Below are 24,109 nucleotides of genomic sequence, written 5' to 3'. Positions count from 1 at the left end.
TCTTCTTTCTCTCTGGGGATGGAGTCGTCAGTCGAAGGCGACGACGGTGACCTGCGCGCCGGCGGTTTCCGCGAAGCGCGCAGCGATGTGTTCGATCTCCGCGAGCTGGTCCATCGCCTGCGAGCACGCGAAGCCGTACTTCGCGCGCACGCGCTCCCTGGCGAGGCCCAATGCCTCGCGCGCGTGCTGCATGAACTCACCGAGGGCATAGGGCTCGCCGGGCACGAGGTGTTCGCGCACCACGCTGGAGGGCGAGTAGCAGCGGGTCTCGCTGGCGTCGGGCCAGCGCACGCGGAAGTGCGTCACCGGCATGCGGCGGCCTCCAGTCGAATGGCGGGTGGCTGGATGAAGGCGTCGCTGCCGAAGTCCCACAGCAGGGCTTCTTCTCCACCGGCACGCAGGTGCACCTGACGCGTGGCGTCGACCTCGCCGATCACGCCGCAGGCGATGTCGCGCGCGGCGAAGCGCGCCAGTACCGGGCCCGCCTGCGCAGGCGCGACGCTCAGCACGAAGCCGTAGCTCGGAAACGAGGACAACCAGCGCATCAGCGGCACGCCCGCGGGCCTGGGCAGTGCGTCGAGCTCGATGCGCGCGCCCACGCCCGAGCACTCCAGCAGCATCATGGCCGTGCCCACCGCGCCCGCCATGCTGATGTCCTTGGCTGCACGGCACAGGCCTTCTTCGGCCAGCGCGGGCAGCACTTCGAGGTCGGCGCGCAGGCGCGCGGCGGGCGCGGCGGTCGATGCGTTCCAGTAGGGAAAGGGCTCCTCGTAGGCGCCGCGCAGGTCGGCCGCCATCACGAGCAGGTCGCCGGGCTTCGCATCGAAGCTGCTGAGCAGACTGCGCGCATGGCCGAGGATCGCGACCGCGAGCTGCGGCCGCTCGCTGCGGTTGTTGCTGTGGCCGCCGACGATGGGCACGCCGTAGCGCACAGCCGCCTCGGCCAGCCCGCACAGAACATCGTCCGCAGGGCTCATGCCGGTGCTCCACAGTGCATCGACCACGGCGGTCGGCCGACCGCCCATGGCGTAGATGTCGCTCACGTTGACCATCACACCGCAGTAGCCCGCGAACCACGGCATGCGCACGATGAAGTCCTCGACCAGCCCCTCGATGGCGAACAGCAGGTAGCCGCCGTGACCGTCAGGAATGGCGGCGCAGTCGTCGCCGATGGGCACGGCCTGCGCGAGCGCCGCGTGGCCGCCCGGAAGCGCCCGACCGAGGGCGGAGACCACATCGCTGATGTCGCGCTTGTGGGCGAAGCCGCGCGTGGCGCGAAGGGCTTCGGCGATTTCGTGGACGTTGTTGGTCATGGCAGCACCTTGGAGCGCGTGACGAAACCGCTCACGGGGTCGTGGCAGGGCGGGTACCAGCCGAGCTCGGCCTGCATGCGTGCATGCGGGCGGCCGTGCACGCCGGTTTCTTCGAGCAGTTGCCAGCCCAGCTTGCGAAAGAGCGGCACGTTCTGCATCTGCACCTGCGCGAAGAAGCGCTTGCAGCCGAGCGCGTTGGCGCGCGAAACCGCCAGGCGGATCAACGTCACGCCCAGGTGGCCCTGGCTGCGGAACGCGGGATGCACGGCAAGGCGTGAGCCCCACCATTCGCCATCTGCCTCCCCGCGGTGGATGCGCACCGTGCCCACCACCTGCTCCGGCATGCCCGCCGCGCAGGACATCGCCACCAGCAGTTGCGCGTGGTCGTCGATGGCATCGCGGTCGTCGCGCACGAAGATGCCCTGCTCGATGCAGAACACCGCCCGGCGCAGCCCCATCGCTTCGTCGCGCTCCCACTGCTGCGCCGCCTCGCGCACCAGGTACTCGACCGGCGCGTAGTGCAGGTCGAGTTCGCTCAGGTCGTCGATGCACAGCATGGTCAGCTTTCGTAGACGGACAGCGACGAGCACGCGCCGCACTTGCCGCAGCCGGCCTTGATGTCGGCCGAGCGCAGGCCCGCCGCCACCACGCGCTCGCCCAGCGGCGCGAGCAGCGACTTCATGAACTCGGGCGTGGGCGCCGGATGGTCTTCGAGCGGCGTGCCGCTGATCGGCACGAAGGGCACGACGAAGGGGTACACGCCGCGCGCGAGCAACTGGTCGCAGGTGTCGAGGATGGCTTCGCGCGTATCGCCCAACCCCGCCAGGATGTAGGTGCTGACCTGCCCGCGTCCGAACACGCCCACGGCCGCCTCGAAGGCGCTCATGTAGCGCGAGACGGGCACGCTCGCCTTGCCCGGCATGAGGCGTTCGCGAACCTCGGGCGTCACCACTTCCAGGTGCATGCCCAGCGTGTCGATGCCGGCCGCCTTCATGCGGTGGAACCACTGCTCGTCGTCGGGCGGCTCGCACTGGCCCTGGATGGGAATATCCACCGCGGCCCTGATGGCGAAGGCGCTCTCGCAGAGGATGGCGGCGCCGCGGTCGGTGGCGTTGGGCGTGCCGGTGGTCATCACCATGTGCTTCACGCCGTCGAGCAGCACGGCGGCGCGCGCCACCTCGGCGAGTTGCTCGGGCGTCTTGCGCGCTACCGTGCGGCCGGCCGCGAGCGACTGGCCGATCGCGCAGAACTTGCAGCTCTTTTTCCGGCTCTCGTAGCGGATGCAGGTCTGCAACACCGTGGTGGCGAGCACGTCGCTGCCGTGCAGCGTGGCGATGTGCGAATAGGGCACGCCGTCGAAGGTCTGCATCGCGTAGAAGCGCGGCTGCTTCGGAAAGCTGATGCTGGCAATGGGAATGCTGCCGCGCATCACGCGGCTCATGCCCTGCGCGTCGGGCGCCTCGGCGGTGAAGGGCGAGTGCCAGGCCGTGGAGGTATGGACCGGCACCATGATCGTGTGGCCGTCCACCGTCACGGCCTTGTGGTCCGAGGGGCCCGCGCCGCCGCGGCGGCTCGCAACGCCCGCCGAAGGATCAACCAGCCGCAACCCGAAGGACTGGAGCTCGGTCATCAGTTGCCGGCTGTCTTGCTGTGTCGTCGTGGTGGTCATGGTCGGAGCTCCGTTGAACAAAGGGTTGCGTGAGATGCATCGGCACGGTGGTTTGCGCCGGCCGGTCGTTGATGGCGAGCGACAGCAGTTCGGGCCGCGCATAGTGGCCGACCGAATCCATCATTCGCTTGCGCTTGGCGATGAGCGCCATGTCGAGGTCGGCCACCACCATGCCCTCTCCCTCGGTGAGCGGCGGCGCGAGGTGCTTGCCCTCGGGCGAGACGATGGCGGTGTGGCAGCCGCCGCGCAACGCCTTCTGCAGGTTGGCGTCGGGCGTGACCGAGCGGATCTGCTCGTCGCTGAGCCAGCCGGTGGCGTTGACCACGAAGCAGCCCGACTCCAGCGCGTGGTGGCGGATGGTCACTTCCATCTGCTCCGCGAAGATCGGGCCGACCAGCGAGCCGGGGAACTGCGCGCAGTGAATCTCCTCGTGCTGCGCCATCATCGCGTAGCGCGCGAGCGGGTTGTAGTGCTCCCAGCAGGCCAGCGCGCCGACGCGACCCACTGCGGTGTCGACCACCTTCAGCCCCGCGCCGTCTCCCATGCCCCAGACCATGCGCTCGTGGTACGTGGGCGTGATCTTGCGGCGCTTGAGCGCGAGCGTGCCGTCGGCATCGAACACCAGCTGCGTGTTGTAGAGGCTGCCGTGGTCGCGCTCGTTCACGCCGAGCACCACGACCATGCCGTGATGGCGCGCGCGCTCGGCCACGGCCTGCGTGACCGGGCCCGGCACGACCACCGCGCGTTCAGCCAGCCGCAGGTGCGGCGCACCCTGCAGCACCGGCGGCAGCACGAAGCTGAAGTAGGGGTAGTAGGGCACGAAGGTCTCTGGAAAGACCGCGAGCTGCGCGCCCTTGGATGCGGCCTCGTCGATGGCGCTGCACACCCGGTCGAGCGTGCCGTCGGGCCGGTCGAGGTCGGGCGCGATCTGGATCGCCGCGGCACGCACGATGCGGGATGTGGAAGCCATCGCCGGTGCCCTGCCCTACAGCGTCCAGGTGTCGAGGATGACCGCGCCGGCCTTCTTGTGCAGCAGCACCAGGTCCAGCACGTCCAGCGGGTTGATCGGCGTGATGCCTTCGATCAGCGCCCCTTCGCCGTGGCCGTACAGCGCCTGCAGCGCGAAGCGGCAGGCGTAGACCTTGCCGCCTTCTTCCATGAACTTGCTGATCTGCTTGTTGAAGTTCTGGTGGCCCGGGAAGGCCTCGTCGCCCAGCGTGGGAAAGCCGCGCTGCACGCCCAGCGTCACGCCGGGGCCGTACAGCAGCACCGAGGTTTCGTAGCCCTTGCGGCGCAGGCGCGTGGCCTGCAGCAGGTTCACGAAGCCGATGGAACCTTCGAAGGCGACCGTGTGGAAGGTGACGAGCGCCTTCTCGCCGGGGTCGGCCTTGACGTCTTCGAACACCTTCTCTTCGTAGTCGACGAGGTACTCGCCTTTCTCGTTGCGGGGGCGGGTGACTTTGGGCATGGGGTACTCCGGTTGAGGGGTTGAACGCAGGTCTTGCGTGCCTTTCTCTTTGCAGGCGATGTGCCAGCGTGCGGCCGGGTGCGTGCGATCAACTCGCGATCAATGCGCAGCGGTGCGCCTTGCGTGCGGATAAAAAAATTCGGAAGGCCGCAAAGGCGGGCACGCACAGAGGCTGCCGGCCGGTTTCCGCACCGCGACGACGCATCCGCCATGCGATCAATGCACCCGATCAATGAGGTTGATCGCACCCGATCGAAGCATTCGGCGCCTCCGCGGCAGGCGCGATTCCTGCGTGCTTGATCGGTGGCCCGATGCAATCAATGGATGCAATCAACTTCGACGATCCGCCCCATGCCCACGATCACCACCCACTGGCGCAAGCAGCTGCGCAACAGCGACCGGCCGGCCTACCTGCTGCTGGCCGATCTGATCGCCGACGACATCAAGACAGGCCGCCTTGGCGTGCGCGACCGCCTGCCTACGTTGCGCGAGCTCGCGGCCGACCTGGATCTCAACTACACGACGGTGGCGCGCGGCTATGCCGAGGCGCGCAAGCGCGGCCTGATCGACTCGCGCGCCGGCACCGGCACCTTCATCCGCTCCGGCAGCCCCAGCCTGCGGCTGCGTGGCGGCAGCGGCGCCGAGATGACGATGAACATGCCGCCAGAGCCCGACGACGCGCACCTGATGGCGCGGCTGCACGAGAGCGCGAGCCGTGCCTTCGCCGAGATCGACTTCCACGACCTGCTGCGCTACCAGGACTTCGGCGGCACCGCGCACGACCGCGAAGTGGCCTTGCAATGGCTGCGACCCTTCGTGCCGCATGCGAGCGTGGACCGCATCCTGGTGTGCCCCGGCATCCACGGCGTGCTCACGGCGCTGTTCTCGCAGCTCGCGCGGCCGGGCGAGCTGATCTGCGTGGAGTCGCTCACCTACCCGGGCGTGAAGGCCATCGCGGCGCAACTGGGCGTGCAGCTGCATGCGCTGCAGCTGGACGACGACGGCCCCATCGCCGATGCCTTCGAGCATGCCTGCAAGACGCTCAAGCCCAAGGCGCTGTATTGCAACCCGACGCTGCTGAATCCGACCGCCGGCACCGTGTCGCGCGCACGGCGGGAAGCGTTGGCCGACGTGGCGCTGCGCTATGCCATTCCGATCATCGAGGACGACGCCTACGGCATGCTGCCGCGCCAGACGCCGGGCACCATCGCCACGCTTGCCCCCGCGCTCACTTACTACGTGAGCGGGTTCTCCAAATGCTTCGGCGCGGGACTGCGCAGCGCGTATGTGTGTTCACCGACGGTGGTGCAGTCGCAGCGCCTCGCGGGCGCGATGCGCGCCACCACCGTGATGGCCTCGCCGATCACCAATGCGCTGACCACGCTGTGGGTGGAAGACGGAACGACCGAGGCGATGCTGCAGGCGGTGCGCGCCGAATCGGGGGCGCGGCAACTGCTCGCGACGCGCCATCTAGGCGACAGCGGGTTGCAGGCACACCCTGAGGGCTTTCATGCATGGCTGCCGCTCACACCGGGCTGGAGCCCGGTGGAGTTCGCGTCCTACCTGCGCACCCAGAACGTGGGCGTGGTGGCGAGCGCAGCATTTTCGACGGATGGCGATCCGCCAGATGCGGTGCGCATTTGCCTGGGCGGGCCGATGTCGCGGGAGCAGTGCGATCAGGCGCTGAGGCTCATCGCCGACACGCTGGCGCATCCGCTGCATCCGCACTCGACATTGCAGAAGCGCGGTTAGCCGATCACATGGGGAGCGAGATCGAGGCGTCGGCAGAACGGATGGCGTGATGGCACGATCTGCTGTAGCGACTCGCACAACCGCAGTCTGCTTTGTGCAAGACCCCCATTGCAGCACCGGCGCGAGGGGCACGCGGCCTAGACTTTTGGACATCCACAAGTCCGACCTCAGCCCCTTTTCCAAAGGACCAACTCCGTGAACTCCTCCATCGTCGAACGCCTCCGGAGCACTGGCCGTCTGGACCGCATGTTCGTCGACGGCGAGTGGGTGCTGCCCCAGGGGCAGGCTCGCGCCTCTGTCATCGACCCGTCGACCGAGGAACCCGTTGCGGAGATCGCGCTGGGAACTGCGCAGGACGTCGATGCGGCGGTGGCTGCGGCGCGGCGCGCCTTCGCCGCCTGGTCCGTGAGCTCCGTCCGGAGCAGGGTCTTGCTTCTCGACCGTGTCCACGCCCTGATCCTCGAACGAGCAGAGTCGTTCGCCCAGGTGATCTCGCAGGAGATGGGCGCTGCCATCGGCTTTGCGCGCAGCACACAGGTGCCGGTTGCGGCGCAGCACATCCGCGTGGCCCGGGACAATCTGGCCAGCTATCCGTTTCTCACCCATCGGGGGGACGTGGCCATCGTGCGCGAGGCCATCGGCGTGTGCGGCCTGATCACTCCCTGGAACTGGCCGCTCTACCAGATCACCGCCAAGGTCGGGCCGGCCTTGGCGGCGGGATGCACGCTGGTCCTGAAGCCCAGCGAACTGTCGCCGCTGAGCGCCCTGCTCTTTGCGCAGGTGATGCAAGACGCCGGCATCCCGCCGGGCGTTTTCAACCTGGTGAGCGGCACTGGGCCGGAGGTCGGCGCCGCGCTGTCGGCGCATCCGGACGTGGACATGATCTCGATCACCGGCTCGACCAGGGCCGGCGTCCTGGTGGCCCAGGCGGCCGCCCCGACGGTGAAGCGCGTGGCTCAGGAACTCGGCGGGAAATCGCCCAACGTGATCCTGCCGGACGCGGACCTGGCGCGAGCCGTGCCAGCAGGTGTGGCGGCCGCCTTGCGCAACGTCGGCCAGTCGTGCAGCGCGCCGACGCGCATGATCGTGCCGCGTGAGCACCTCCAGGAGGTCGAACGCATCGCGCACGAAGCGGCGTCCAGCTTCGTCGTGGGCGATCCGCGCGCCGAGCAGACCACGCACGGCCCTGTGGCGAATCGCGCCCAGTTCAATCGGGTGCAGGAAATGATCGGCATCGGAATCGCCGAAGGCGCGCGGCTCCTTTGCGGCGGCCTCGGCCGGCCCGAGGCCTTGAGCCGCGGTTTCTACTGCCGCCCGACCATCTTCTCCGCGGTGCATCCGCGGATGCAGATCGCGCAAGAGGAGATCTTCGGGCCGGTACTCGCGATCATTCCGTACGACAGCGTCGACGAGGCCGTGGAGATTGCCAACGGCACCGTCTACGGCCTGGGCGCTCACGTCCAGGGGCAGGACCTTGCAGCGGCACGCGCCGTCGCGGCGCGCATCCGCTCCGGGCAGGTGCACATCAACTATCCGGCCTGGAGCCCCCATGCACCCTTCGGCGGATACAAGCGCTCGGGGAACGGCCGCGAATACGGCATCGAAGGTCTTGAGGAGTATCTGGAAACCAAAGCCATTCTTGGCTTCGAGGAAAGCAGCGAAAGCGTCCAGGCTTGAATCGACGAGCGAGATTCATCATGTACCCTCCGCTGCACCATCTCAACACTTCCTCCAAGCCGCCGGCCTCCGCTGACGTCGTCGTGATCGGCGGCGGCATCATCGGCGTCTTCACCGCCTACTACCTGGCCAAGCGCGGTGTATCGGTCGCCCTGGTCGAAAAGGGAAGGATCGGCGCCGAGCAATCGAGCCGCAACTGGGGCTGGTGCCGGCAGCAGAACCGGGACGCTCGCGAACTGCCGATGGCGAGCAAGAGCCTTGATCTCTGGGAACGGTTTGCCGCCGAAAGCGGGGAAGACACGGGCTTCCATCGCTGCGGGCTCCTGTATCTCAGCAACGACGAGGCCGAGCTGTCCCGTTGGTCCAACTGGCGCGATTTTGCGAAGACCGCCGACGTGGCGACCCACGTGCTCGGCAGCCGCGAGGCCGCCGAGCGCGGCCGAGCGACCGGCCGCGCCTGGAAAGGCGGCGTCTTCTCGCCCAGCGACGGCACCGCTGATCCTGGCAAGGCTGCGCCCGCCGTGGCCGCTGCGCTCATCAAGCTTGGCGGCAGCGTCAACCAGAACTGCGCGGCCCGCGGCATCGAGACGGAAGGCGGGCGGGTCAGCGGCGTCATCACCGAAGCCGGGGTCATCAGGACCAGGACGGCCGTGCTGGCCGGGGGCGCGTGGGCCTCCTCGTTCTGCCGCCAGCTCGGCATCCGTTTTCCGCAGGCCTCGATCCGGCAATCCATCCTCAGCGTGTCCCCCGTGGAGCACCGCCTTCCGGATGCCCTTTTCACCTCAGGCGTCTCCGTGACGCGCCGCAACGACGGACGCTACGCACTGGCCATCAGCGGCCGCGCACGCGTGGACGTGACACCCCAGTTCATGCGCTTCGCCCCGCAATTCGTGCCCATGTTCGCCAAGCGCTGGCGCAACCTTCTTCCGGGGGGCCTGGAAGGCATTCGCGGTGGCCACGAAACGCTGGGGCGGTGGCGGCTCGATGCGCCGACGCCGATGGAGCGGGTGCGCATCCTCGATCCGAAGCCATGTTTGTCCACGATCAGGGAGACCCACCGACGCGCCGTCGAGCTCCTGCCCGAACTGCGCGAAGCAAGGATCACGCACGCCTGGGCCGGCTTCGTCGACAGCACGCCGGACGGTGTGCCCGGCATCGGCGAAGTGCCGGGCATGCCGGGCTTCATCCTGGCCGCGGGCTTTTCCGGACACGGCTTTGGCATCGGCCCCGGCGCCGGCCACCTTGTCGCGGACCTTGCCACCGGTGCCAAACCGATCGTCGATCCCATACCGTACCGGCCCGAGCGGTTCAGCGACTCAGCATGGGGCAAGGTCGCTGATTTCTAGGCCGCGCCTGCGACGCGCCGAACCCTGCCCTGCATCTACGGCATCGCGACAACGGAGATCAAAGGCTCCAGCATCGCGTGCCGGCCGACGACGTGATTGCCTGCCGCTGCCAGGAAGTCACGGCCGGCGAACTGCGCCGATCGGTTGCCCTGGGCTGCCTGGGGCCGAGCCAGGGCAAAGCCTTCACGCGCTGCGGCATGGGCCCCTGCCAGGGCCGCCTTTGCGGCCTCACCGCCACCGAGGTCATCGCACATGAGCGCGGCGTCTCTCCGGCCGAGGTCGGTCACTACCGGATCTGCTCTCCCATCAAGCCGATCACGCTCGAAGAGCCTGCCGCACGTTGATTCCGGCCAGACGCAGACCTGGTCGAGCCGCTCGCCGGCCAACTGGGGCTGCCGGTATTCGTCACGCGTTCTGATCCTGAGCCTCAGTCGCGTTCGGTGTGATCGACACCGAACCACCCGGTCCGCAACTACGGGTGGACTCTCCTGGGGCCTCGCTCGTCGACAGAGGGCGTTACGGCATGCGGCATCGGTCAACGGCATGGGGTACATCCAGGGGGTGGGGGTACAAAACTGCCGTCCCAGGGGGTTCAGGAGGTTTGTACCCCCTCCGGTACCCCCACTCGGCGCTGGCAGTCACCGGATTTCAGTGTCTGCCTCCGAACGCGACTCGCCCAGTTCCCCAATGAAAAAGGGCGTCCGGAGGATGATTCCGGACGCCCTTGGACGTTTTTGTGAAACCGATCTAAAGATGGCCTGAAACCCGCATGGATATTGGATTTAGTCAATTCGAAAAAGCTCTTGTACCCCCTTTTGTACCCCCACTCGCGCTTTGCACCAACATCCCAACCCCACACGCCGATGAGAACGCGTTTGTAGTTCCGTCCGACTATGTTGAACTCCGCCGATCTCTGACCCGAGATTGGATCGGGCTTCCGCGCAGCACGTTCTACTACCGCGCCAGCGAAGCCGGCGACCTCCTGAGCGATTTGCAGGTGATGCATCTCATCGAGAGCATCCAGGATGAGCTTCCCGGCCACGGCTATCGGCGTGTGACCCATGAGCTGCGCCGCCGCGGTCACCTCATCAACCACAAGCGCATCGCGCGCCTTATGAAGATGCATGGCCTGGGGATCAAGCCGCGCCGGCGGTTTGTTCGCACCACCTACGGTGACCACGACTCGCCGATCTTCCCGAACCTATATCGCAACGTGATCCCCGGCTTCCCGAATCTCGTGTGGGTGGCAGACTTCACGCACATCCGCATCGAGACCGGGTTTGCCATCTAGCAGCCATCCTCGATGCGTGCAGCCACGAAGTCGTAGGCTACCCTCGTGAAACCACTCCATCATCAAGGGTCTACAACCCCGTGGCTAGAGGGCTTGGCTTCGCCGATTCAGCGGGCGTTGCCCCAGGGACGCGCGCTATTTCGGTACCGAGAGCGACAGGCTTTACTGCCCTGGCAGTCGCTCAAGAGCCGATCAGACGCAACCGTTCCGCCTTGTCAAAATGGAGCAGTCTCGTGCGGCGCCTGGACACATCGGCATCAAGATTTAGCAGCGTACCGGCCTTGAAAAGTCGAACGAGCGATGCTTGCAGTTCGCCCGGGAGCCAATTTGTTGCCTCAAGGATATCGGCGAAATCGGCGATGCCGATACGACGCTCTCCACCCGCCAGATAGTCGCACCAGAACGAGTCGACATCCTCTGCGCCGTTCCTGCTGTACGCGGGCTCAGTCAGGGCGTCTACAGCGAACATGTCGGGCATCCCCGACTTCTTCTCGCGAACGTCAAACTGCTTCGCAGCTCGAACGCGGGCCTGCACGAGGTCAACCTTCTGCGAGATGTCCATGAACTCGACGATGCCTGTCGGATGGCTCGTTAGGTAGATCAAGTGATACTTCGTCCTTCGATGGACCGGATCGAGAACGCTCACGTATGCAGTCCTCGCGGGATACCCAGGGCTGCCGATCTGGGCGCACGCCTTCAGGCCATCACGGTATGCATTGACAAGTGCTTCTTCGCGCTCAGAAGGGCCCAAGCCAGTGAGATCGACAGCCCTGCCCAGCAGGCGGACCATCGCGTCCTGCCAGTCCTTCATCGACGCCGTGCGATTGATGAAGTTGTAGGCGAAATTGACTAGGAATTCCGAGCGTGGCCGCTGTAACAGAGGCTGCATCGTTTCGACAATTATGTCCTTCCAGCCCTTCGGATCGACAAAGAAAAAAGCAAAAGCGTCTGGGCCGCACCAATCGAGTATTTCGGCGCGAAGGGCCACGAAGTCGCCATGCCTGCAGTCATGCTCGACGGCCGCTGGCGCACCGGTTTGAAGGAAAGCTGACAGCCTCTGAAACGCTGATGCGTCTCTTTCGACGTAGAGGGCGCGCATCCGCACATCTACGTTCAGGCTTGCAAGCTTCTGCTTGCATGAGGCCAGCGTTTTCAGAGACAGAGAGATCGACGTTCCATCAAGCGTGTGATCAGATGTTCCCCACGGTCCGGCAAAACAGTCGACGTAGCATATTTCGGTGCGCCCCTTGTTTCTTGCTGCCATGCCGATGATCAGCACAAGCTTCTCAAGATAGCTTTCGAGCAGCGCGTGCTTCACCATTGCCTGCTCGCGCCCGTCGTAGACATCCGGAATTATCGAGGTCATGCTTCACGTCCTCCAACGAAGGAGTTTCAGATCCGACGCGTTCATGCCCCGCGCCCAGGCGATTCAATTGGCGAAGCGGTCTCCGCCGGAGTGATCCTGGTAGCCCTGAACGTGCAATCCACGGTGAGCCCACATTGGTCGAATCTGTGAAAGAAATGGATCGGACTCGAATCGCTCGCAAATGTAAGCGAGCTCTTCGTCACTAATCCCCAGTGCACGAGATGCCACTTGATCGATCCGCGCGCGCGCGTCGTCGAACTCGCTGGCTGCACTTGATTGATATGCCTCGCGAATCGCCGTTGCTACCGGGGCGATACTGCTGGGGATTTGGCAATTGCCGACGAACGCCACCGGAACATCTGAGCCATCGGCCAGACGCTTGCGGTCGATCATGTACCAGAGCACCGCGCGTAGATCGGCATTGGGAACGATCATCTCAAAAGCACCTTGATCGCCGCGCAAGCCATCTTCGGTGATGTCAATTTCGTCGGGAAGCATGTCATCGATTTCGTGGACCGGGAGGACAAGACCTTCGACCAAAGGTGATCCCGATGCGATGAGCTGGTTGATCGACTGATTTGATGCTCCAGTCAACAGCAATTCGACATGCCGCCACCGGTCCGCCAAGTTGTCGTCTTTTTCGATCAGCGCTTCTGTGGCACGACGCACCTCTTCTGCAACGTTCCCAGTGATCTCTGCCGGCATAGGCAGTAGCCCCAAATTCTTCGGGTACCAGTGGCAGCCAAGATCTTCGATGATGGTCGAGCGCAAGCATGTCGCCGCCGCAAACATCACGGGGCGGGAGAGCACCCATCCATTCAGGGGAAAGCGCTCTCGGAGCTGGATCAGATTGACAGTGTTGTTGAAGACCACGTTGTCGGGCACCGGCGCGATTGTCGGAAGCTGCGACAGCTCTCGTGCGACAAACAGCCGTCCGTTGACGAAGAGCTCGTCGTACTTGTACGTCCGTATTTCGAGCGGCGGGACCGTGCCGTCCCATAAGCCCATCGGGTTCCCACGAAGTCTCCCCGGGAACACGTTCAACCCCTTGAAAACTGCGCGCCCGGTCGGTGTAAACATCTTCTTGCCACCGAGCTTTAAGCCCATGCCGATCAGCTTGCGAGCCTCCCAATCGAACTGCCCCGCGCCCTTCGGAATCTCTGCCATAACCTGCCCGCGTCCAACGCCTCGTGCTTTGCGATACACCACTTGCAAGTAATCGTTCACCTTGGCACCTGCACCGAGCTTTAGAAGAATCGGAACATCACCCGCTTGAACTTTGCTAGTGAGCCACGTCATGCTGCAACTCCCGCCAGTTCTTCTTCGTCGACCGCGGCGCCGAAGTAGTTCCCCACAAGTAGATGTCGCCGCGCGATCTGCGACGATGTAGCCCGATTCAGGTCGATCTGGTCGCTGGGGCCGTCGTAGCACTCGATACCAGCGATCCTCACTGTCACAAGGTCGTCGTCTGACGCTGGCGTGTTCTCAAGGACAAGGATGATCGTCTGCTTCTTGACGCCTCTAAAAGTCAGTTTGCGCAACGGTTCAAGGTCGACGATCTCGATCAGGCGGTACTCTGCGAGTACCTTGCGCAATCCCTCTGCGTAACCGGCTTCGAGCACGGCAATTGGAATGATGAAGGCTGTCCGCCCGCCTGGTTTGAGCCACGATCTGAGCGTTCGATAGAGGAACATGCAGTAGAGGTCCACCTGTCCATCCATAATCCGCTGATACGCCCGCCGCGTCCGGTCATCTAGAGCAAGCCGATGGGCACGCACGTAGGGTGGATTCGCAACGACCACGTCGTACTGTGCCGTGGCGATGGCCTTAAGCCTGCGCCGAATCTGTGCTCCGAACGCACCAGAAAACCTTGCTCCGCCATTGTCTCCTTGGCCGAGGTCGAGGTCGATGGTGGTCTGCAACTCCATCGGTTGGTCGAAAGTATCCAGTGACGTGTGTCCACCCTCGATCATGATGTGCGGGATCAATGCCTTGGCCGTCGTCCGCTGCTCGTCCGGCGTCAAGTAGGCGAATACATCCAGCAACTGCCAAAGCATTTGAATCTGCGACAGTACAACCGAGAACGGGTTGATGTCCAGTCCGTAGATTCGCTGCAAAACACTCTGCACCGCCTCGACATTGAGAGCATTGGAAGAACGAAGCCGCTCAAGTTGCGAGTGGAGATGTTCGACCAGGAAGGTGCCCGATCCGCATGCCGGATCGAGAACGGTGTCGCCCGGCTTCGCATCGCAGCGGCTGAGCATGTAGCGACAGATCTCGGGACGGGTATACACCTCGCCAAGTGCCCGGCGCTTTGCGACATCGAGATACTTGTCATAGACCCCAGCAAGGATGTCACCCTTGACTGTCTTGAAGTTCCAACGTGACAACAGCCACATCGCGTGCAGGAGCGCGTTGCTGAGCGTCGGATCATCGCCCTGCACCGCCCAATCGAGCGCCTCGGCCGAGAAGACGCTGGAGTACAAGTCTCGTGCCTTCCGATAAACCTCCCGCAGTAGGCCTTGGGCGCCAATGTTGAAGTGTTCAGCGAATTTCGAGAACTGCTCGATCCCTCCGTTGCAGATGTAGTGCTTAAGCAGCCCGTGGTCTTCGGCGAAGCGCACCATCAACATACGCGACAGAATCATCGACGCAGTCTCGTAGCCCAGCGAGTCGATCGCTTTACCGGCAGGCGTCAGCTTTCCCTTCTTGTCCTTGATGTCGTCGAGCAACGAAACAGATTCGTCGAACCCCATCCGGAACGCCGTGCGCGGCAGAACAACTGTCTCAAGCTTCAGAGCTGAAACGTAAGGCTCGATCGCGAGGACAACGCGGTCCACCTCGTTTTCGTAGGCAAGGAGGTCGGTACCGGTCAGGGTGCTGCTGCCAGCGTAGGTGATCTGCGGCAAGGTGGCGTCGGTCCACGTCAGCGCCCAATCACCCCATCGATCCTTTAAGCCGTCCAGGGCAGAGCGTGCGATCGTCACCTGTCCGATCAACACATCGCGAACGACGACTTGCACGGCCTCGCGAATGGTGCTGGCGGCGACTCGTACCGCGTCGATGAATTCGCGGCGGGTGGTCTCATTCACATCAACGTAGGCAAACCCGGTATGGCCACCTTTGAACGCCTCAATGGCGTTGGCCACTTTCGCGAAATCGGCGCTGATCGGCGAGAACGCCTTGATGAAGGAGTCGTCGTGGGCAAGCTTCGGCCAAGTCCACGTTTGCCGATTCATCACGTTGCCACCCGGCGCAACCTGGTAGCGGATGACGCGTTTCTGATCTATGAGGAAGAAATGGCGAGTGGTAGATGTGATGTACTTCCACTTGTCCGCCAACACTACATCTTCCGCGTCTGCTAGGTGGTTTCCGCGTTTGACTTCGATGGAGGCGAAGACGTGCGATGCCGTAACCACGGGACGACCATTCTCGCCCAACAAATAGAGCGTAAGGTCCGGCGCGCAACGCGTTCCCGGAATTGGCGAATCAATGACAACGCTCGCAGAATCACAGCGAGCGGGGGATGCACTGTCTGTCAGCAGTTTCTTAAGGCTGTCGTAAAGGTTTCGCTCGGCCCCTGGTGCTTCGCAGAATGCTTGAATGAGCTTCACCAATCGAAGATTTTTTGTTGCCATTGCTATTAGCTCTTTTGATAGTTCTGCGTAGCCACATGCTCTTGCTACTGGTCAACGAACAGCGTTCGTTGTGAGGGAGGAACGATCTGATCGCTTCCTTTGATCTGAGACGCGGATCGTCGTTTGGTGCCATCCGCGGCGACCACCTCGATGGCCTTTTCGTCGAGCAGCTTTCCAATGGATTCGCGATAGATTTCTGCCGACGCCGGCGAATTGTTGCAGGTGGTGGCGAACAGTTCACCAAAGCTGATGCCTTCGTCATTGGCGTAGACGCGGCGCGGAATGTGCTCGTTCAGAGCAAAGATGCTGGATTTCCTTGCAACATCGTCGAACTCAAAGCCAAGCGCTGACTGGCCGCGATGTTCGGCGTCATGTACCGGGTCGTAACCGACCATGTGGAACATGTCGAGGCCTGCGCCGCCGTAGTGGATGAAATAGTTGTTATTGGCCCAGTGAACTTCGGTCATCACGTCCCGAGCGCGGTGGTGTTGGGAGAGATGAATCAACCAGTAGTCGCCGTGCCCGCTGCGATTGCGAATGAAGAACGGTGTGTAGTGCCTAGCGCCGCAGTTCTCAACCAAGGAGCGGTAGAGAGCACTCTGAATGAACAGTCGCCAGTCGCGCTCTGACGCCTTGATCTCATCGATCGTCCGCCCCTGCAAGACGCCTGGAAGTCCGATGCCATCGAGCAACTTCTGGGTCAGCTTGGCGTCGCCGGCAAAGTTCAGGAACGAGTCGACGCCGAAGGTCAAGATAACTTCCGCGCTTGGTAAGTTTGCGAAAATCTTGCGAATCAGGTCGGTTGGTACGTCCTTGTAGCCGTACTGGTCGAGCGAGAAAATGGAGCGACCGTTGCGTGGACTCTTCTTCTTGATGAACTCGATTATTGCGTCCGCCTCGTCTTGAAACTTGGCATGGCGCAGAAAGACGCTGTTGCCGATTCGGTCGCCGTAGCCCGCCTCACGCAGAACCTTGTCTAGATGCTGGTGGGCGTGCCTGTCGGGTTCGGCGAAGAAGTAGTCCACCCGGAGGTCTACCTTCTTGTGCCGATCCTTATTGATGAGGTATTCGGCTTCGCGCGTCGCTTCCAGGAAGATGAAAGGCGATCCTTTCACGAGTTCATTGGTGTCGCTGTGAATGTAGAGCCCGCCGCCGGCAAAGCCGTCGACGAGCGTGAGGCGCATGACTTCTTGATTGGGCGAACTGACGAGCGTCTTGAAGTAGGCGGCCAAGTACGCTTGCAGGATTCGGTGCTTCGCGACGCTGTGCTGCTGTATGAGGTCGGGGCCGTTCTTCCAGTTATATTGTTTCAGCGCCATGCGTGCCTTCAGGCAATGGCGGACAGTTCTGGCATGTCATCCCATGTACGACCGGCCAAGAGCCGGCCGTTGGCCTTCTTGCTGCGGCGTTTCCCGTCAGCGCCCCATCCGCCCCACTGTTTGAAGAAGAATTGCACGCCCTGTTCCTCGCATTGCGAACGGATATTTTCGACCCATTCCAATTTCATCGGCCGTGCCTTTGGACCTGATTCGCCTCCGACGATGACCCAATGGATATCAGTAAGATTCAGCTCGCCCACTTCCTCAAGCAGAGGTTCGACTGACAGAAAACGAATTCGGGCATCGACCTGTCGGAGCCCATCGATCCGTGGCACGCCGTACTTGCGATCTTCCACTGAAACTCCGAGCCAAGCGTTCGTTGGCACCTCACGATTGCGGAAGAAGGAAGCCATACGGTCCGCTCGCTTGGTCAGGACCTGGAAGGTGTGGTGTGGGCAACGCCGGATCACGTCGAATACCTGCGCGATGTAGTCGTCGTCGACGCCCTTGTGAAACAGGTCGGACATTGAGTTGACAAAGTACACCGTCGGCTTCTTCCTCGCCAGCGGCTCAGCCAGTCGGTCGGGCAGGATAGTCAGCTTGAAGCCGTTTTCGTACCCAGGCGTGCCCATGGCCTTGAGGCGTTTAGCCATGGACTCGGCGTAGCAGTTCTTGCACCCAGGCGAGATCTTGGTGCATCCGACGGTCGGATTCCAAGTTGCTTCGGTCCATTCGATGCGGCTTGTTTGCGACATGAGAGCCTCCAGTTCAATTCAGGTTCTTGATGCTTGTCAGAGCTTGCGGACCAAACAGATCACAACGCCCCAAATGCGAAGTTCGTTCTTGCCAGTGACAACAAGGTCAGGAAAGTCAGGGTTCGCTGCGCGCAACAGCCAAGCGCCGGCCGAGCGCTGCAGCCGCTTGACGGTCAACTCGCCGTCGACCTCTGCAATGACGATGCGTCCAGGCTCAGCGGTGAGCGAGCAGTCCACAATGAGTTCATCGCCATCGGCGATGCCGGCATCGCGCATCGATTGGCCTTCAACCTTCACTACAAAGGTCGAAGTTGGGTCGCGAACCAGATATCGGCCCAAATCAACCGTGTCCTCTTGGTAGTCGTCGCCTGACGTTGGTTTGCCTGCTCGCACTCGGCGGCCAAGCGTAGGAACGCTCATGGCAGTTCGACTGGAAGCGACGGCCCTCGCGTTCGCGGCATACAACTCGGGCTCATGGCCCGGGGGGTGTTTCAGGCTCTCCAAGTACCCAACAACCACGGCAAGCTGGCTAAGAGGCACCCGCACTGTTTTGGTCGGTTCGCCAAAGGCAGGCTTGCGCCCGGCTCCCTCCCGGGAGCCGCCATGGCGAAGCTTGGAATGCTGAGCTTGCATGATTTTGTGACGAAATCAAGATTAGCACGACCCACGAGTAATAGGAAGCCACATGTACCCGTGTCCCTCGATTTCGTACAAAGCCACAAGTTACTTCGCGATATCGGGGTGGGCGCCGCTCAAGCAGGCCCAGCTAGCGCTTCAATGAGTCGCACAACCATCTCGCTCCCATCTACATCGGCCGGCTGTCCGATGACGAAAGAGATGGCGTGGGCATCTGGGAGCCCGAGCCGCTCGCGGCAGAGCGCCCCCGCTGAAAAGCAAACGCAGTAAGATGAAGCAACTTGATGCAAGTCGCTGCTGATTGACCTATGACCCGTTCTGTCGACACTGAAATTAAGCGCGTGACCGTGACGTTGCCCAAGCGGCAGCTTGACGCCCTGCAGACGATCGCCACGCGGGAAGACGTGAGCGTGGCATGGCTGGTGCGCAAAGCGGTCGACAAGCTGTTGCGGCAAGGCCCTGAAATTCCCGTGGCAGACAGTACCCAACGTAAGGGACGCACATGAGAAGCGAACCCATCCTCGAGCCCAGCTACACCGTCGCACGTTTCTGGCGGTGTGCCCTACAGGTCAACCCATCCGGCTACCAATCCAAATACCGCGGCGCCGAGCATGGACTGGACGAAACCAGCTACAACCAACAGGTGCTCGACCAGTGCCTGACGCTTGGGATCAAGGTGGTTGGCGTCGCGGACCATGGCAGCGTCGATGCAGTGGATGGTCTGCGCCAGTTCCTTGAACCGCACGGCATCATCGTTTTTCCGGGTTTCGAGATTGCCTCCAGCGAGAAGATCCACATGGTCTGCCTGTTTCCCGAAGGCACGACCAGGGATCACTTGAATCGCTATCTGGGCAAGCTGTCTCTCACGGATTCGCAAGATGCGGTGCAACCTTCCAGCAAGACCTGTCTCGACCTCGCGCAGATCATTTTCGATCTCGGCGGTTTCTGGTACGCGGCGCACATGACCGGCGCCAGCGGCCTGCTGCGCCTGAACCAGGACGGCGGTGGGCTTGCCCACATCTGGAAGAACGAGACGCTGGTCAAGGCTGGCCAGATTCCCGGACCACTCAAGGACCTGCCGCAGAACTACAAGCAAATCGTCCTCAACAAGGACCCGAACTATCACCGTGCGCACCACATCGCGCTGCTGAACGCCAAGGACGTAGCCAAGCCCGATGACCTGGCCGATCCGTGCGCGAGCTGCTGGATCAAGATGACGCGGCCGAGCTTCGAGAGCTTCCTTACCGCATTCAAGGACCCGGATTCACGCATTCGCCTCGGATTGCCGCCGGAGGCGCACTACTCACGCGTGGAGAATTTGCACTTTCATGGCGGCTACCTCGACGGCATCGACATCGAACTGTCGGCACATCTGAATGCCGTGATCGGCGGGCGCGGGACCGGCAAGTCGACGCTGGTTGAATGCCTGCGCTACGTGCTCGACGTGCCGTCGCGTGCGGTCTCGGCTAGGCGGCAGCATGAGGAAATCGTCAAAGCGAACCTGGGCGCTGGTGGTCGCATCGAACTCGCGGTGATCTCGCGCGCGCAGAACGGCCGGCGCTACTCGGTGTCGCGCCGATATGGCGAACCCCCGATCGTCAAAGACGACATGGGACAGGTCTCAACCTTACAGCCGCGCGATCTCCTGCCGCGTATTGAGATCTATGGCCAGAATGAAATCTTCGAACTCGCCCGCGACCCTGCCAGCCAGACGGCCATCCTGAATCGCTTCCTGCCGGGTGGCAGCACGCATGCTAGCGAACTTAGCGCCGTTACCAAGCGACTGACCGACAACCGCAACAAACTGCTGACCGCCACGCGTCAGAAGGACGAGCTGCAGGCTCAGGTCGCAAGGCTGCCCAAGCTGACCGAACAGGTGCAGCAGTTCAAGTCACTGGGCCTTGAAGACAAGCTGGCTTTGGTGCCTCAACTCGAGCGCGAGAAGCAACTCGCCAAGCGCGTCAGCGAAGAGCTCACTCGGGTGGCCGAGGGTTTGGCCTCGCTCAATGACAGCCTTCCTGATACCGCGTTTCTAAGTGACAAGGCGCTCGATGGGCTTCCACATGCCCACATCTTGGTCAGCATGCGCGCCGCCCTGGACGGGCTCGGCCAGGAGATCGGCACCCAGCTCGCGGGCTTGCGCAAGCTGCATGGTTCAACGGCGACGGCGACTTACGAGCACCAAGCCGAGCTGAAGATCAAGCTCGATGTCGAATTGGCGGCCCTTGAAAAGGTGTTCGCAAGCCTGCCCGCCTTCGCCGGTAGGCCGGGCCGCGACGTGGGCCGCGCCTATCAGGACCTGCTGCGCGAGATCGAGACTATCCGTCCCAGCGAGGCGCGGGTGAGCACCATCGACAAACTGCTGCATGAACTTGAGAGCCAGCGGCGCAACCTGCTGGACGAGTTCTCTCAACTACGGGACCAGCGCACCGACGAGTTGCGCAAGGCAGCAAAAAAACTCAATCACAAGCTCGACGGTAAGCTGAGGCTGAATCTGAAAGTCGGGGCCCAGCGCAAGGCGCTGAAAGAGTTCCTGCTGCAGGTGCCAGGTCTTGGAGAAAAGAAGCTTGCCTGGATCGATCAATCCGGCGATGACCTGACCATGCCCGCACTGGTCAAGGCCATTCGTGACGGCGAAAGCGCCATCAAGACCCTGACCTGGGACTGGGGAATGCAACCTTCGGTGGTTGAGGCCCTGGCCCGCCTTGATCGCGGCTCGGTGCTCGAACTCGAGGAAATTGACCTGCAAGACCGCATCCTGATCGAATTGAACATCGCGCATGAGGGCGATTTGTTCAAGCCGCTGGACCAGCTTTCGACGGGGCAGCAATGCACCGCGATCCTGCATCTGCTGCTGCTAGAGAATGACGATCCGCTCATCATGGACCAGCCCGAGGACAATTTGGACAATGCCTTCATCGCCGAGCGGATCGTGACTCAGTTGCGGGGTGCGAAGACTGAACGGCAGTTCCTGTTCGCCACCCACAACGCTAACATCCCGGTGTTCGGCGACGCCGAGTGGATTGGCATCTTCTCCTCCGACGGCTCCCGCGCACAAATGCCGGCCGAGGCACAGGGATCCATCGACGTGCCGGCGATCCGTGAGCGTGTCGCCGAGATTCTGGAAGGCGGCCGGGAGGCGTTCTCTCAGCGCAAGGAAAAATACGGGTTCTAGGAAGAAGTTGGATGCTTAAAACTGAGTTGCTGGAGATCATTGCGAACGGCGAAAACTCGGGAGTCGAGTTCAAACGCGATGACATTCGTCCCGAAACGCTTGCCCGGGAAATCGTCGCGATGGCTAACCTCCGCGGTGGCATGGTCCTACTGGGCGTTGAGGACGATGGCACGATTTCCGGCATCCAGCGCGAGGATCTCGAAACCTGGGTCATGAATGCCGTGTTCAGCCATGTGCATCCGATGCTGCTGCCGTTTTACGAAGTCGTTGCGCTCGATGATGGCCAGCGCGTGGCCGTGGTATCGGTCGCGATGGGGACCAGCAAGCCGTACGTCCTTCGTCATAACAACCGCGAAGACATCTATATCCGCGTCGGAAGCACCGCGCGATTTGCCGACCGTAACCAGCAAGCGCAATTGTTTGCAACGGGAGGCCTGTTGCATAGCGAAACTCTGCCTGTCTCCGGTGCGGCATTTGATGCATTGGACCGCGAGCGCCTCCAAGACTACTTGCTGAGTTACGCCGGCGACCTCGAAGTGCCGGCGACGGAGGATGCGTGGATACACCGCATGCTGGGCCTGGGCTTTATGACCGACGTGCAAGGCGTGACACCCGTATGCACCATCGCCGGCTTGGTGCTGTTCGGCCGCACTCCACGCCGCTTTCTGCGCCAGGCAGGCATCCGGTGGATGGCGTTCAACGGTGTCGACAAAAGTTACCAAGCATTGGACGATACGATCCTCGATGGTCCTCTGGTCGGCCGTTTTGTACGTCAGGATGGAGGCGCACGGCAATGGATCGAGCGCGGTCTGATCGAAGACCTGATGGATAGATTCCAAGGCCAGCCCCTCGTCAGCACGGAGGGCGAGGATTTGGGTGATGGCCTGCGGCGGGAACGCATCTGGTACTACCCGACCGAGGCTTTGCGAGAGGCCATCGTGAACGCACTTGCGCACCGCGACTGGACCCGCGCGCTCGAAGTCGAGATTGTCGCCTACGCGAATCGACTGGAAGTCCTCAGCCCGGGCGCACTACAAAACTCGATGACCGTCGAGAAGATGCTCGCGGGACAACGCTCGCCCCGCAACACGACCATCGTTGGTGTGCTGCGCGACTACGGGTACGTGGACGCGCGCGGCATGGGAGTGCGAAACAAGATCATCCCGCTGGTGCGGGAAGCCAGCGGCGAAGAACCTGGCTTCGAAGCGACCGAGGACTATGTGAGAGTGGTTCTGCCCCGGTCCGAGCCTGCCGCGCCATAGGCCCGCGGCGCGATGACGTCACGGCGTTCGCCTCGGGCCTCCCACCTTGTACATCGAGCGCTTCCGCCGGCCTGCCAATGCTCAAGGAGTACAAGATGACTGAGCCCAAGAAGCCGGGATTCAACCTCAACGCCCTGCAGCAGGCGCGGACGTTTGATATTTCGCGCCAAGCGAGCGAGGTGCTGCGTGGCGCGACGGATTTGTCCACCGCGGCAGAGCAGGCCAAGGCTTTGCTGGCTGGAAACAGTGCCGCCACACAGGCTCAGCGATTCCTGCAGGAGAACTCGATTGGCGCATCAATCGCTGCCATGGAACTCAAGCGCGCGGAGGAAATGGAGAAACTCCTGAATCCATACGGAGACATTCAGCGGCTACTCAAGAGGGATGTCGGCATGCAGGCCACGATCGAAGCTGCCATGCGGCAGGAGAGTCTGACTGCAAGGATCAGCACCGAATTCCTGGCAGCTCAGGAATTCGCCAAGCACCTGGACCACTATCGCGATATTGCGAAGCAGTACGAGACAAGTTCTCGCCTGCCTCCAGCCGTGGAGGCAAGCCGGTTCCTGGCCGACATGCAGCTAGACGGAGGTACAGTGGCCGCCTATGCGCGGAAACAACTGGGTGGTATAGCCTCTCAACAAGATATTGTCGCGTCCATGACGCGTCCTTGGATGCGGAAGATGGATGCGGCACGCTCGGTGACGGCGCTCATGGAACTGCAAGGTTTGGGCTCGGCGTTGCGATCCATCCAAGGCTTTGATAGCGCGCTGACGACCGCACTTCGAGCCGCTCTCGGTGACTGGCGTGACCGCATCGCGTTCCCACAGGCGATATTGGAGGACCCGGTTGCGCGAACCGCGTTCTACGTGGAGCGCGGATTCAATTCCGCGCTGACTGACTTTCCTGAAGAAGCCTTCCGAGAGAGCCTGGTGCTCGTCGGGCTGGATCCCGACTCGCAGGAAGTGAGCGAGTGGCCGGAGACGTTCCATGCAACGGATGCAGTCGAGGAAATGGCATTCCGACGAACCAACAAGTGTCACAACTATCTGCAGAGGCTGGAGCGAAGACTCAGGCAATTCATCGACGCAGCCATGACCGCACAGTACGGCACCGACTGGCCGAAGAAGCGACTCGCGCCACAGATGCTGGAATCTTGGGAGAGCAAGAAATCCAAAGCGGAGAACTCGGGCGTCGTCCTCACCACGTTCATTGAGGTCGCCGATTTCACTGACTATGAAGCGATCATCTGCCGCAAAGATCACTGGAGGGAGGTCTTCCAAGGCCGATTCAAGCGGCAAGAAAGCGTGCGGGAGTCCTTCCAACGGCTATACCCCATCCGCATTGCAACCATGCACGCTAGGTTCGTGACCAAAGAGGATGAACTCTATCTGGCCGCAGAAAGCATGCGGTTTCTCAGCGCCATCGGCGATTGACGCGCCCTA

General features: G+C 62.6%; 20 protein-coding genes and 1 pseudogene. 9 read left to right on the top strand and 12 right to left on the bottom strand.

All coding sequences use genetic code 11. From position 1 onward, the window contains the following. Positions 1-27: 27 nt before the first annotated feature. The 6 genes from AC1DFC_RS11180 to AC1DFC_RS11155 are packed head-to-tail and all read right to left on the bottom strand — an operon-like array spanning position 28 to position 4,450. Positions 28-312 (bottom strand): MSMEG_0570 family nitrogen starvation response protein, encoded by a 285-nt coding sequence (locus tag AC1DFC_RS11180; RefSeq protein ID WP_413331952.1) that lies wholly within the window; start codon positions 310-312, stop codon positions 28-30. After that, positions 303-1,313 carry a sll0787 family AIR synthase-like protein gene (locus AC1DFC_RS11175; RefSeq protein ID WP_413331951.1) on the bottom strand — a complete coding sequence of 337 codons (1,011 nt, stop codon included), beginning with the start codon at positions 1,311-1,313 and terminating at the stop codon, positions 303-305. The genes AC1DFC_RS11180 and AC1DFC_RS11175 overlap by 10 nt, the downstream gene beginning before the upstream one ends. Next, complete coding sequence (locus AC1DFC_RS11170; RefSeq protein WP_007832837.1) at positions 1,310-1,870, bottom strand: MSMEG_0567/Sll0786 family nitrogen starvation N-acetyltransferase; 561 nt, start codon at positions 1,868-1,870, stop codon at positions 1,310-1,312. The genes AC1DFC_RS11175 and AC1DFC_RS11170 overlap by 4 nt, the downstream gene beginning before the upstream one ends. A 2-nt stretch (positions 1,871-1,872) precedes the next feature. Continuing rightward, on the bottom strand, positions 1,873-2,943 hold the full coding sequence (locus AC1DFC_RS11165) for an MSMEG_0568 family radical SAM protein (RefSeq protein WP_478179292.1): 1,071 nt from the start codon (positions 2,941-2,943) through the stop codon (positions 1,873-1,875). After that, positions 2,906-3,952, bottom strand: a complete 1,047-nt coding sequence (locus tag AC1DFC_RS11160) for a Nit6803 family nitrilase (RefSeq protein WP_478179247.1) — start codon at positions 3,950-3,952, stop codon at positions 2,906-2,908. Before AC1DFC_RS11160 ends, AC1DFC_RS11165 begins: the two co-directional genes overlap by 38 nt. A gap of 15 nt (positions 3,953-3,967) precedes the next feature. Next, positions 3,968-4,450, bottom strand: coding sequence for an MSMEG_0572/Sll0783 family nitrogen starvation response protein (locus tag AC1DFC_RS11155; RefSeq protein WP_007832834.1), 483 nt, complete (start codon positions 4,448-4,450; stop codon positions 3,968-3,970). Between the two features lie 351 nt (positions 4,451-4,801). On the opposite strand from AC1DFC_RS11155, the gene AC1DFC_RS11150 reads away from it, so the two are divergent. The 5 genes and pseudogenes from AC1DFC_RS11150 to AC1DFC_RS11130 all read left to right on the top strand — a co-directional run bounded on the left by AC1DFC_RS11150 (position 4,802) and on the right by AC1DFC_RS11130 (position 10,516). After that, positions 4,802-6,202, top strand: a complete 1,401-nt coding sequence (locus AC1DFC_RS11150) for an aminotransferase-like domain-containing protein (protein WP_413312625.1) — start codon at positions 4,802-4,804, stop codon at positions 6,200-6,202. A 246-nt stretch (positions 6,203-6,448) separates the two neighbouring features. Further along, entirely contained in the window at positions 6,449-7,879 is a 1,431-nt protein-coding gene (locus AC1DFC_RS11145; protein ID WP_478179291.1) for an aldehyde dehydrogenase family protein, read from the top strand. A gap of 20 nt (positions 7,880-7,899) precedes the next feature. Continuing rightward, positions 7,900-9,225, top strand: a complete 1,326-nt coding sequence (locus tag AC1DFC_RS11140) for an NAD(P)/FAD-dependent oxidoreductase (protein WP_478179246.1) — start codon at positions 7,900-7,902, stop codon at positions 9,223-9,225. Between the two features lie 71 nt (positions 9,226-9,296). Then, positions 9,297-9,569, top strand: a pseudogene (locus AC1DFC_RS11135) (bacterioferritin-associated ferredoxin); the annotation flags it as partial. A 425-nt stretch (positions 9,570-9,994) separates the two neighbouring features. Next, positions 9,995-10,516, top strand: a complete 522-nt coding sequence (locus AC1DFC_RS11130; RefSeq protein ID WP_478179245.1) for an IS3 family transposase — start codon at positions 9,995-9,997, stop codon at positions 10,514-10,516. A 181-nt stretch (positions 10,517-10,697) separates the two neighbouring features. On the opposite strand, the gene tcmP is transcribed toward AC1DFC_RS11130, so the two are convergent. The 6 genes from tcmP to AC1DFC_RS11100 all read right to left on the bottom strand — a co-directional run bounded on the left by tcmP (position 10,698) and on the right by AC1DFC_RS11100 (position 18,014). Then, positions 10,698-11,882, bottom strand: coding sequence for a three-Cys-motif partner protein TcmP (tcmP, locus tag AC1DFC_RS11125; RefSeq protein WP_478179244.1), 1,185 nt, complete (start codon positions 11,880-11,882; stop codon positions 10,698-10,700). Positions 11,883-11,945: 63 nt separating this feature from the next. Further along, positions 11,946-13,181, bottom strand: a complete 1,236-nt coding sequence (locus tag AC1DFC_RS11120; protein ID WP_478179243.1) for a hypothetical protein — start codon at positions 13,179-13,181, stop codon at positions 11,946-11,948. After that, entirely contained in the window at positions 13,178-15,520 is a 2,343-nt protein-coding gene (locus AC1DFC_RS11115; RefSeq protein WP_478179242.1) for an HsdM family class I SAM-dependent methyltransferase, read from the bottom strand. Before AC1DFC_RS11115 ends, AC1DFC_RS11120 begins: the two co-directional genes overlap by 4 nt. Positions 15,521-15,564: 44 nt before the next feature. Further along, on the bottom strand, positions 15,565-16,839 hold the full coding sequence (locus AC1DFC_RS11110; RefSeq protein ID WP_478179241.1) for a three-Cys-motif partner protein TcmP: 1,275 nt from the start codon (positions 16,837-16,839) through the stop codon (positions 15,565-15,567). A gap of 8 nt (positions 16,840-16,847) precedes the next feature. After that, complete coding sequence (locus AC1DFC_RS11105; RefSeq protein WP_478179240.1) at positions 16,848-17,594, bottom strand: DUF5131 family protein; 747 nt, start codon at positions 17,592-17,594, stop codon at positions 16,848-16,850. Between the two features lie 36 nt (positions 17,595-17,630). Continuing rightward, the gene (locus AC1DFC_RS11100) at positions 17,631-18,014 is read right to left on the bottom strand and encodes a LexA family protein (RefSeq protein ID WP_478179239.1); all 384 of its coding nucleotides are present in this window, start codon (positions 18,012-18,014) and stop codon (positions 17,631-17,633) included. 524 nt (positions 18,015-18,538) lie between these two features. On the opposite strand from AC1DFC_RS11100, the gene AC1DFC_RS11095 reads away from it, so the two are divergent. From AC1DFC_RS11095 to AC1DFC_RS11080, 4 genes are all read left to right on the top strand, one after another. Continuing rightward, the gene (locus tag AC1DFC_RS11095) at positions 18,539-18,736 is read left to right on the top strand and encodes a ribbon-helix-helix domain-containing protein (RefSeq protein ID WP_478179238.1); all 198 of its coding nucleotides are present in this window, start codon (positions 18,539-18,541) and stop codon (positions 18,734-18,736) included. Continuing rightward, positions 18,733-21,405, top strand: coding sequence for a TrlF family AAA-like ATPase (locus tag AC1DFC_RS11090; protein ID WP_478179237.1), 2,673 nt, complete (start codon positions 18,733-18,735; stop codon positions 21,403-21,405). Before AC1DFC_RS11095 ends, AC1DFC_RS11090 begins: the two co-directional genes overlap by 4 nt. An 11-nt stretch (positions 21,406-21,416) precedes the next feature. After that, positions 21,417-22,667, top strand: coding sequence for an RNA-binding domain-containing protein (locus AC1DFC_RS11085; RefSeq protein WP_478179236.1), 1,251 nt, complete (start codon positions 21,417-21,419; stop codon positions 22,665-22,667). A 95-nt stretch (positions 22,668-22,762) separates the two neighbouring features. Continuing rightward, complete coding sequence (locus AC1DFC_RS11080; RefSeq protein ID WP_478179235.1) at positions 22,763-24,100, top strand: Swt1 family HEPN domain-containing protein; 1,338 nt, start codon at positions 22,763-22,765, stop codon at positions 24,098-24,100. Positions 24,101-24,109 lie beyond the last annotated feature (9 nt).

This window comes from Variovorax sp. 10L421 (assembly GCF_056395365.1).
This window is presented reverse-complemented; position numbering and strand designations above follow the sequence as displayed.

Excerpts from the sequence above, each read along its gene's own strand:
- AC1DFC_RS11180 (WP_413331952.1), bottom strand. The coding sequence starts at position 312 with ATGCCGGTGACGCACTTCCGCGTGCGCTGGCCCGACGCCAGCGAGACC.
- AC1DFC_RS11175 (WP_413331951.1), bottom strand. The coding sequence starts at position 1,313 with ATGACCAACAACGTCCACGAAATCGCCGAAGCCCTTCGCGCCACGCGC.
- AC1DFC_RS11170 (WP_007832837.1), bottom strand. The coding sequence starts at position 1,870 with ATGCTGTGCATCGACGACCTGAGCGAACTCGACCTGCACTACGCGCCG.
- AC1DFC_RS11165 (WP_478179292.1), bottom strand. The coding sequence starts at position 2,943 with ATGACCGAGCTCCAGTCCTTCGGGTTGCGGCTGGTTGATCCTTCGGCG.
- AC1DFC_RS11160 (WP_478179247.1), bottom strand. The coding sequence starts at position 3,952 with ATGGCTTCCACATCCCGCATCGTGCGTGCCGCGGCGATCCAGATCGCG.
- AC1DFC_RS11155 (WP_007832834.1), bottom strand. The coding sequence starts at position 4,450 with ATGCCCAAAGTCACCCGCCCCCGCAACGAGAAAGGCGAGTACCTCGTC.
- AC1DFC_RS11150 (WP_413312625.1), top strand. The coding sequence starts at position 4,802 with ATGCCCACGATCACCACCCACTGGCGCAAGCAGCTGCGCAACAGCGAC.
- AC1DFC_RS11145 (WP_478179291.1), top strand. The coding sequence starts at position 6,449 with ATGTTCGTCGACGGCGAGTGGGTGCTGCCCCAGGGGCAGGCTCGCGCC.
- AC1DFC_RS11140 (WP_478179246.1), top strand. The coding sequence starts at position 7,900 with ATGTACCCTCCGCTGCACCATCTCAACACTTCCTCCAAGCCGCCGGCC.
- AC1DFC_RS11130 (WP_478179245.1), top strand. The coding sequence starts at position 9,995 with ATGGATATTGGATTTAGTCAATTCGAAAAAGCTCTTGTACCCCCTTTT.
- tcmP (WP_478179244.1), bottom strand. The coding sequence starts at position 11,882 with ATGACCTCGATAATTCCGGATGTCTACGACGGGCGCGAGCAGGCAATG.
- AC1DFC_RS11120 (WP_478179243.1), bottom strand. The coding sequence starts at position 13,181 with ATGACGTGGCTCACTAGCAAAGTTCAAGCGGGTGATGTTCCGATTCTT.
- AC1DFC_RS11115 (WP_478179242.1), bottom strand. The coding sequence starts at position 15,520 with ATGGCAACAAAAAATCTTCGATTGGTGAAGCTCATTCAAGCATTCTGC.
- AC1DFC_RS11110 (WP_478179241.1), bottom strand. The coding sequence starts at position 16,839 with ATGGCGCTGAAACAATATAACTGGAAGAACGGCCCCGACCTCATACAG.
- AC1DFC_RS11105 (WP_478179240.1), bottom strand. The coding sequence starts at position 17,594 with ATGTCGCAAACAAGCCGCATCGAATGGACCGAAGCAACTTGGAATCCG.
- AC1DFC_RS11100 (WP_478179239.1), bottom strand. The coding sequence starts at position 18,014 with ATGAGCGTTCCTACGCTTGGCCGCCGAGTGCGAGCAGGCAAACCAACG.
- AC1DFC_RS11095 (WP_478179238.1), top strand. The coding sequence starts at position 18,539 with ATGACCCGTTCTGTCGACACTGAAATTAAGCGCGTGACCGTGACGTTG.
- AC1DFC_RS11090 (WP_478179237.1), top strand. The coding sequence starts at position 18,733 with ATGAGAAGCGAACCCATCCTCGAGCCCAGCTACACCGTCGCACGTTTC.
- AC1DFC_RS11085 (WP_478179236.1), top strand. The coding sequence starts at position 21,417 with ATGCTTAAAACTGAGTTGCTGGAGATCATTGCGAACGGCGAAAACTCG.
- AC1DFC_RS11080 (WP_478179235.1), top strand. The coding sequence starts at position 22,763 with ATGACTGAGCCCAAGAAGCCGGGATTCAACCTCAACGCCCTGCAGCAG.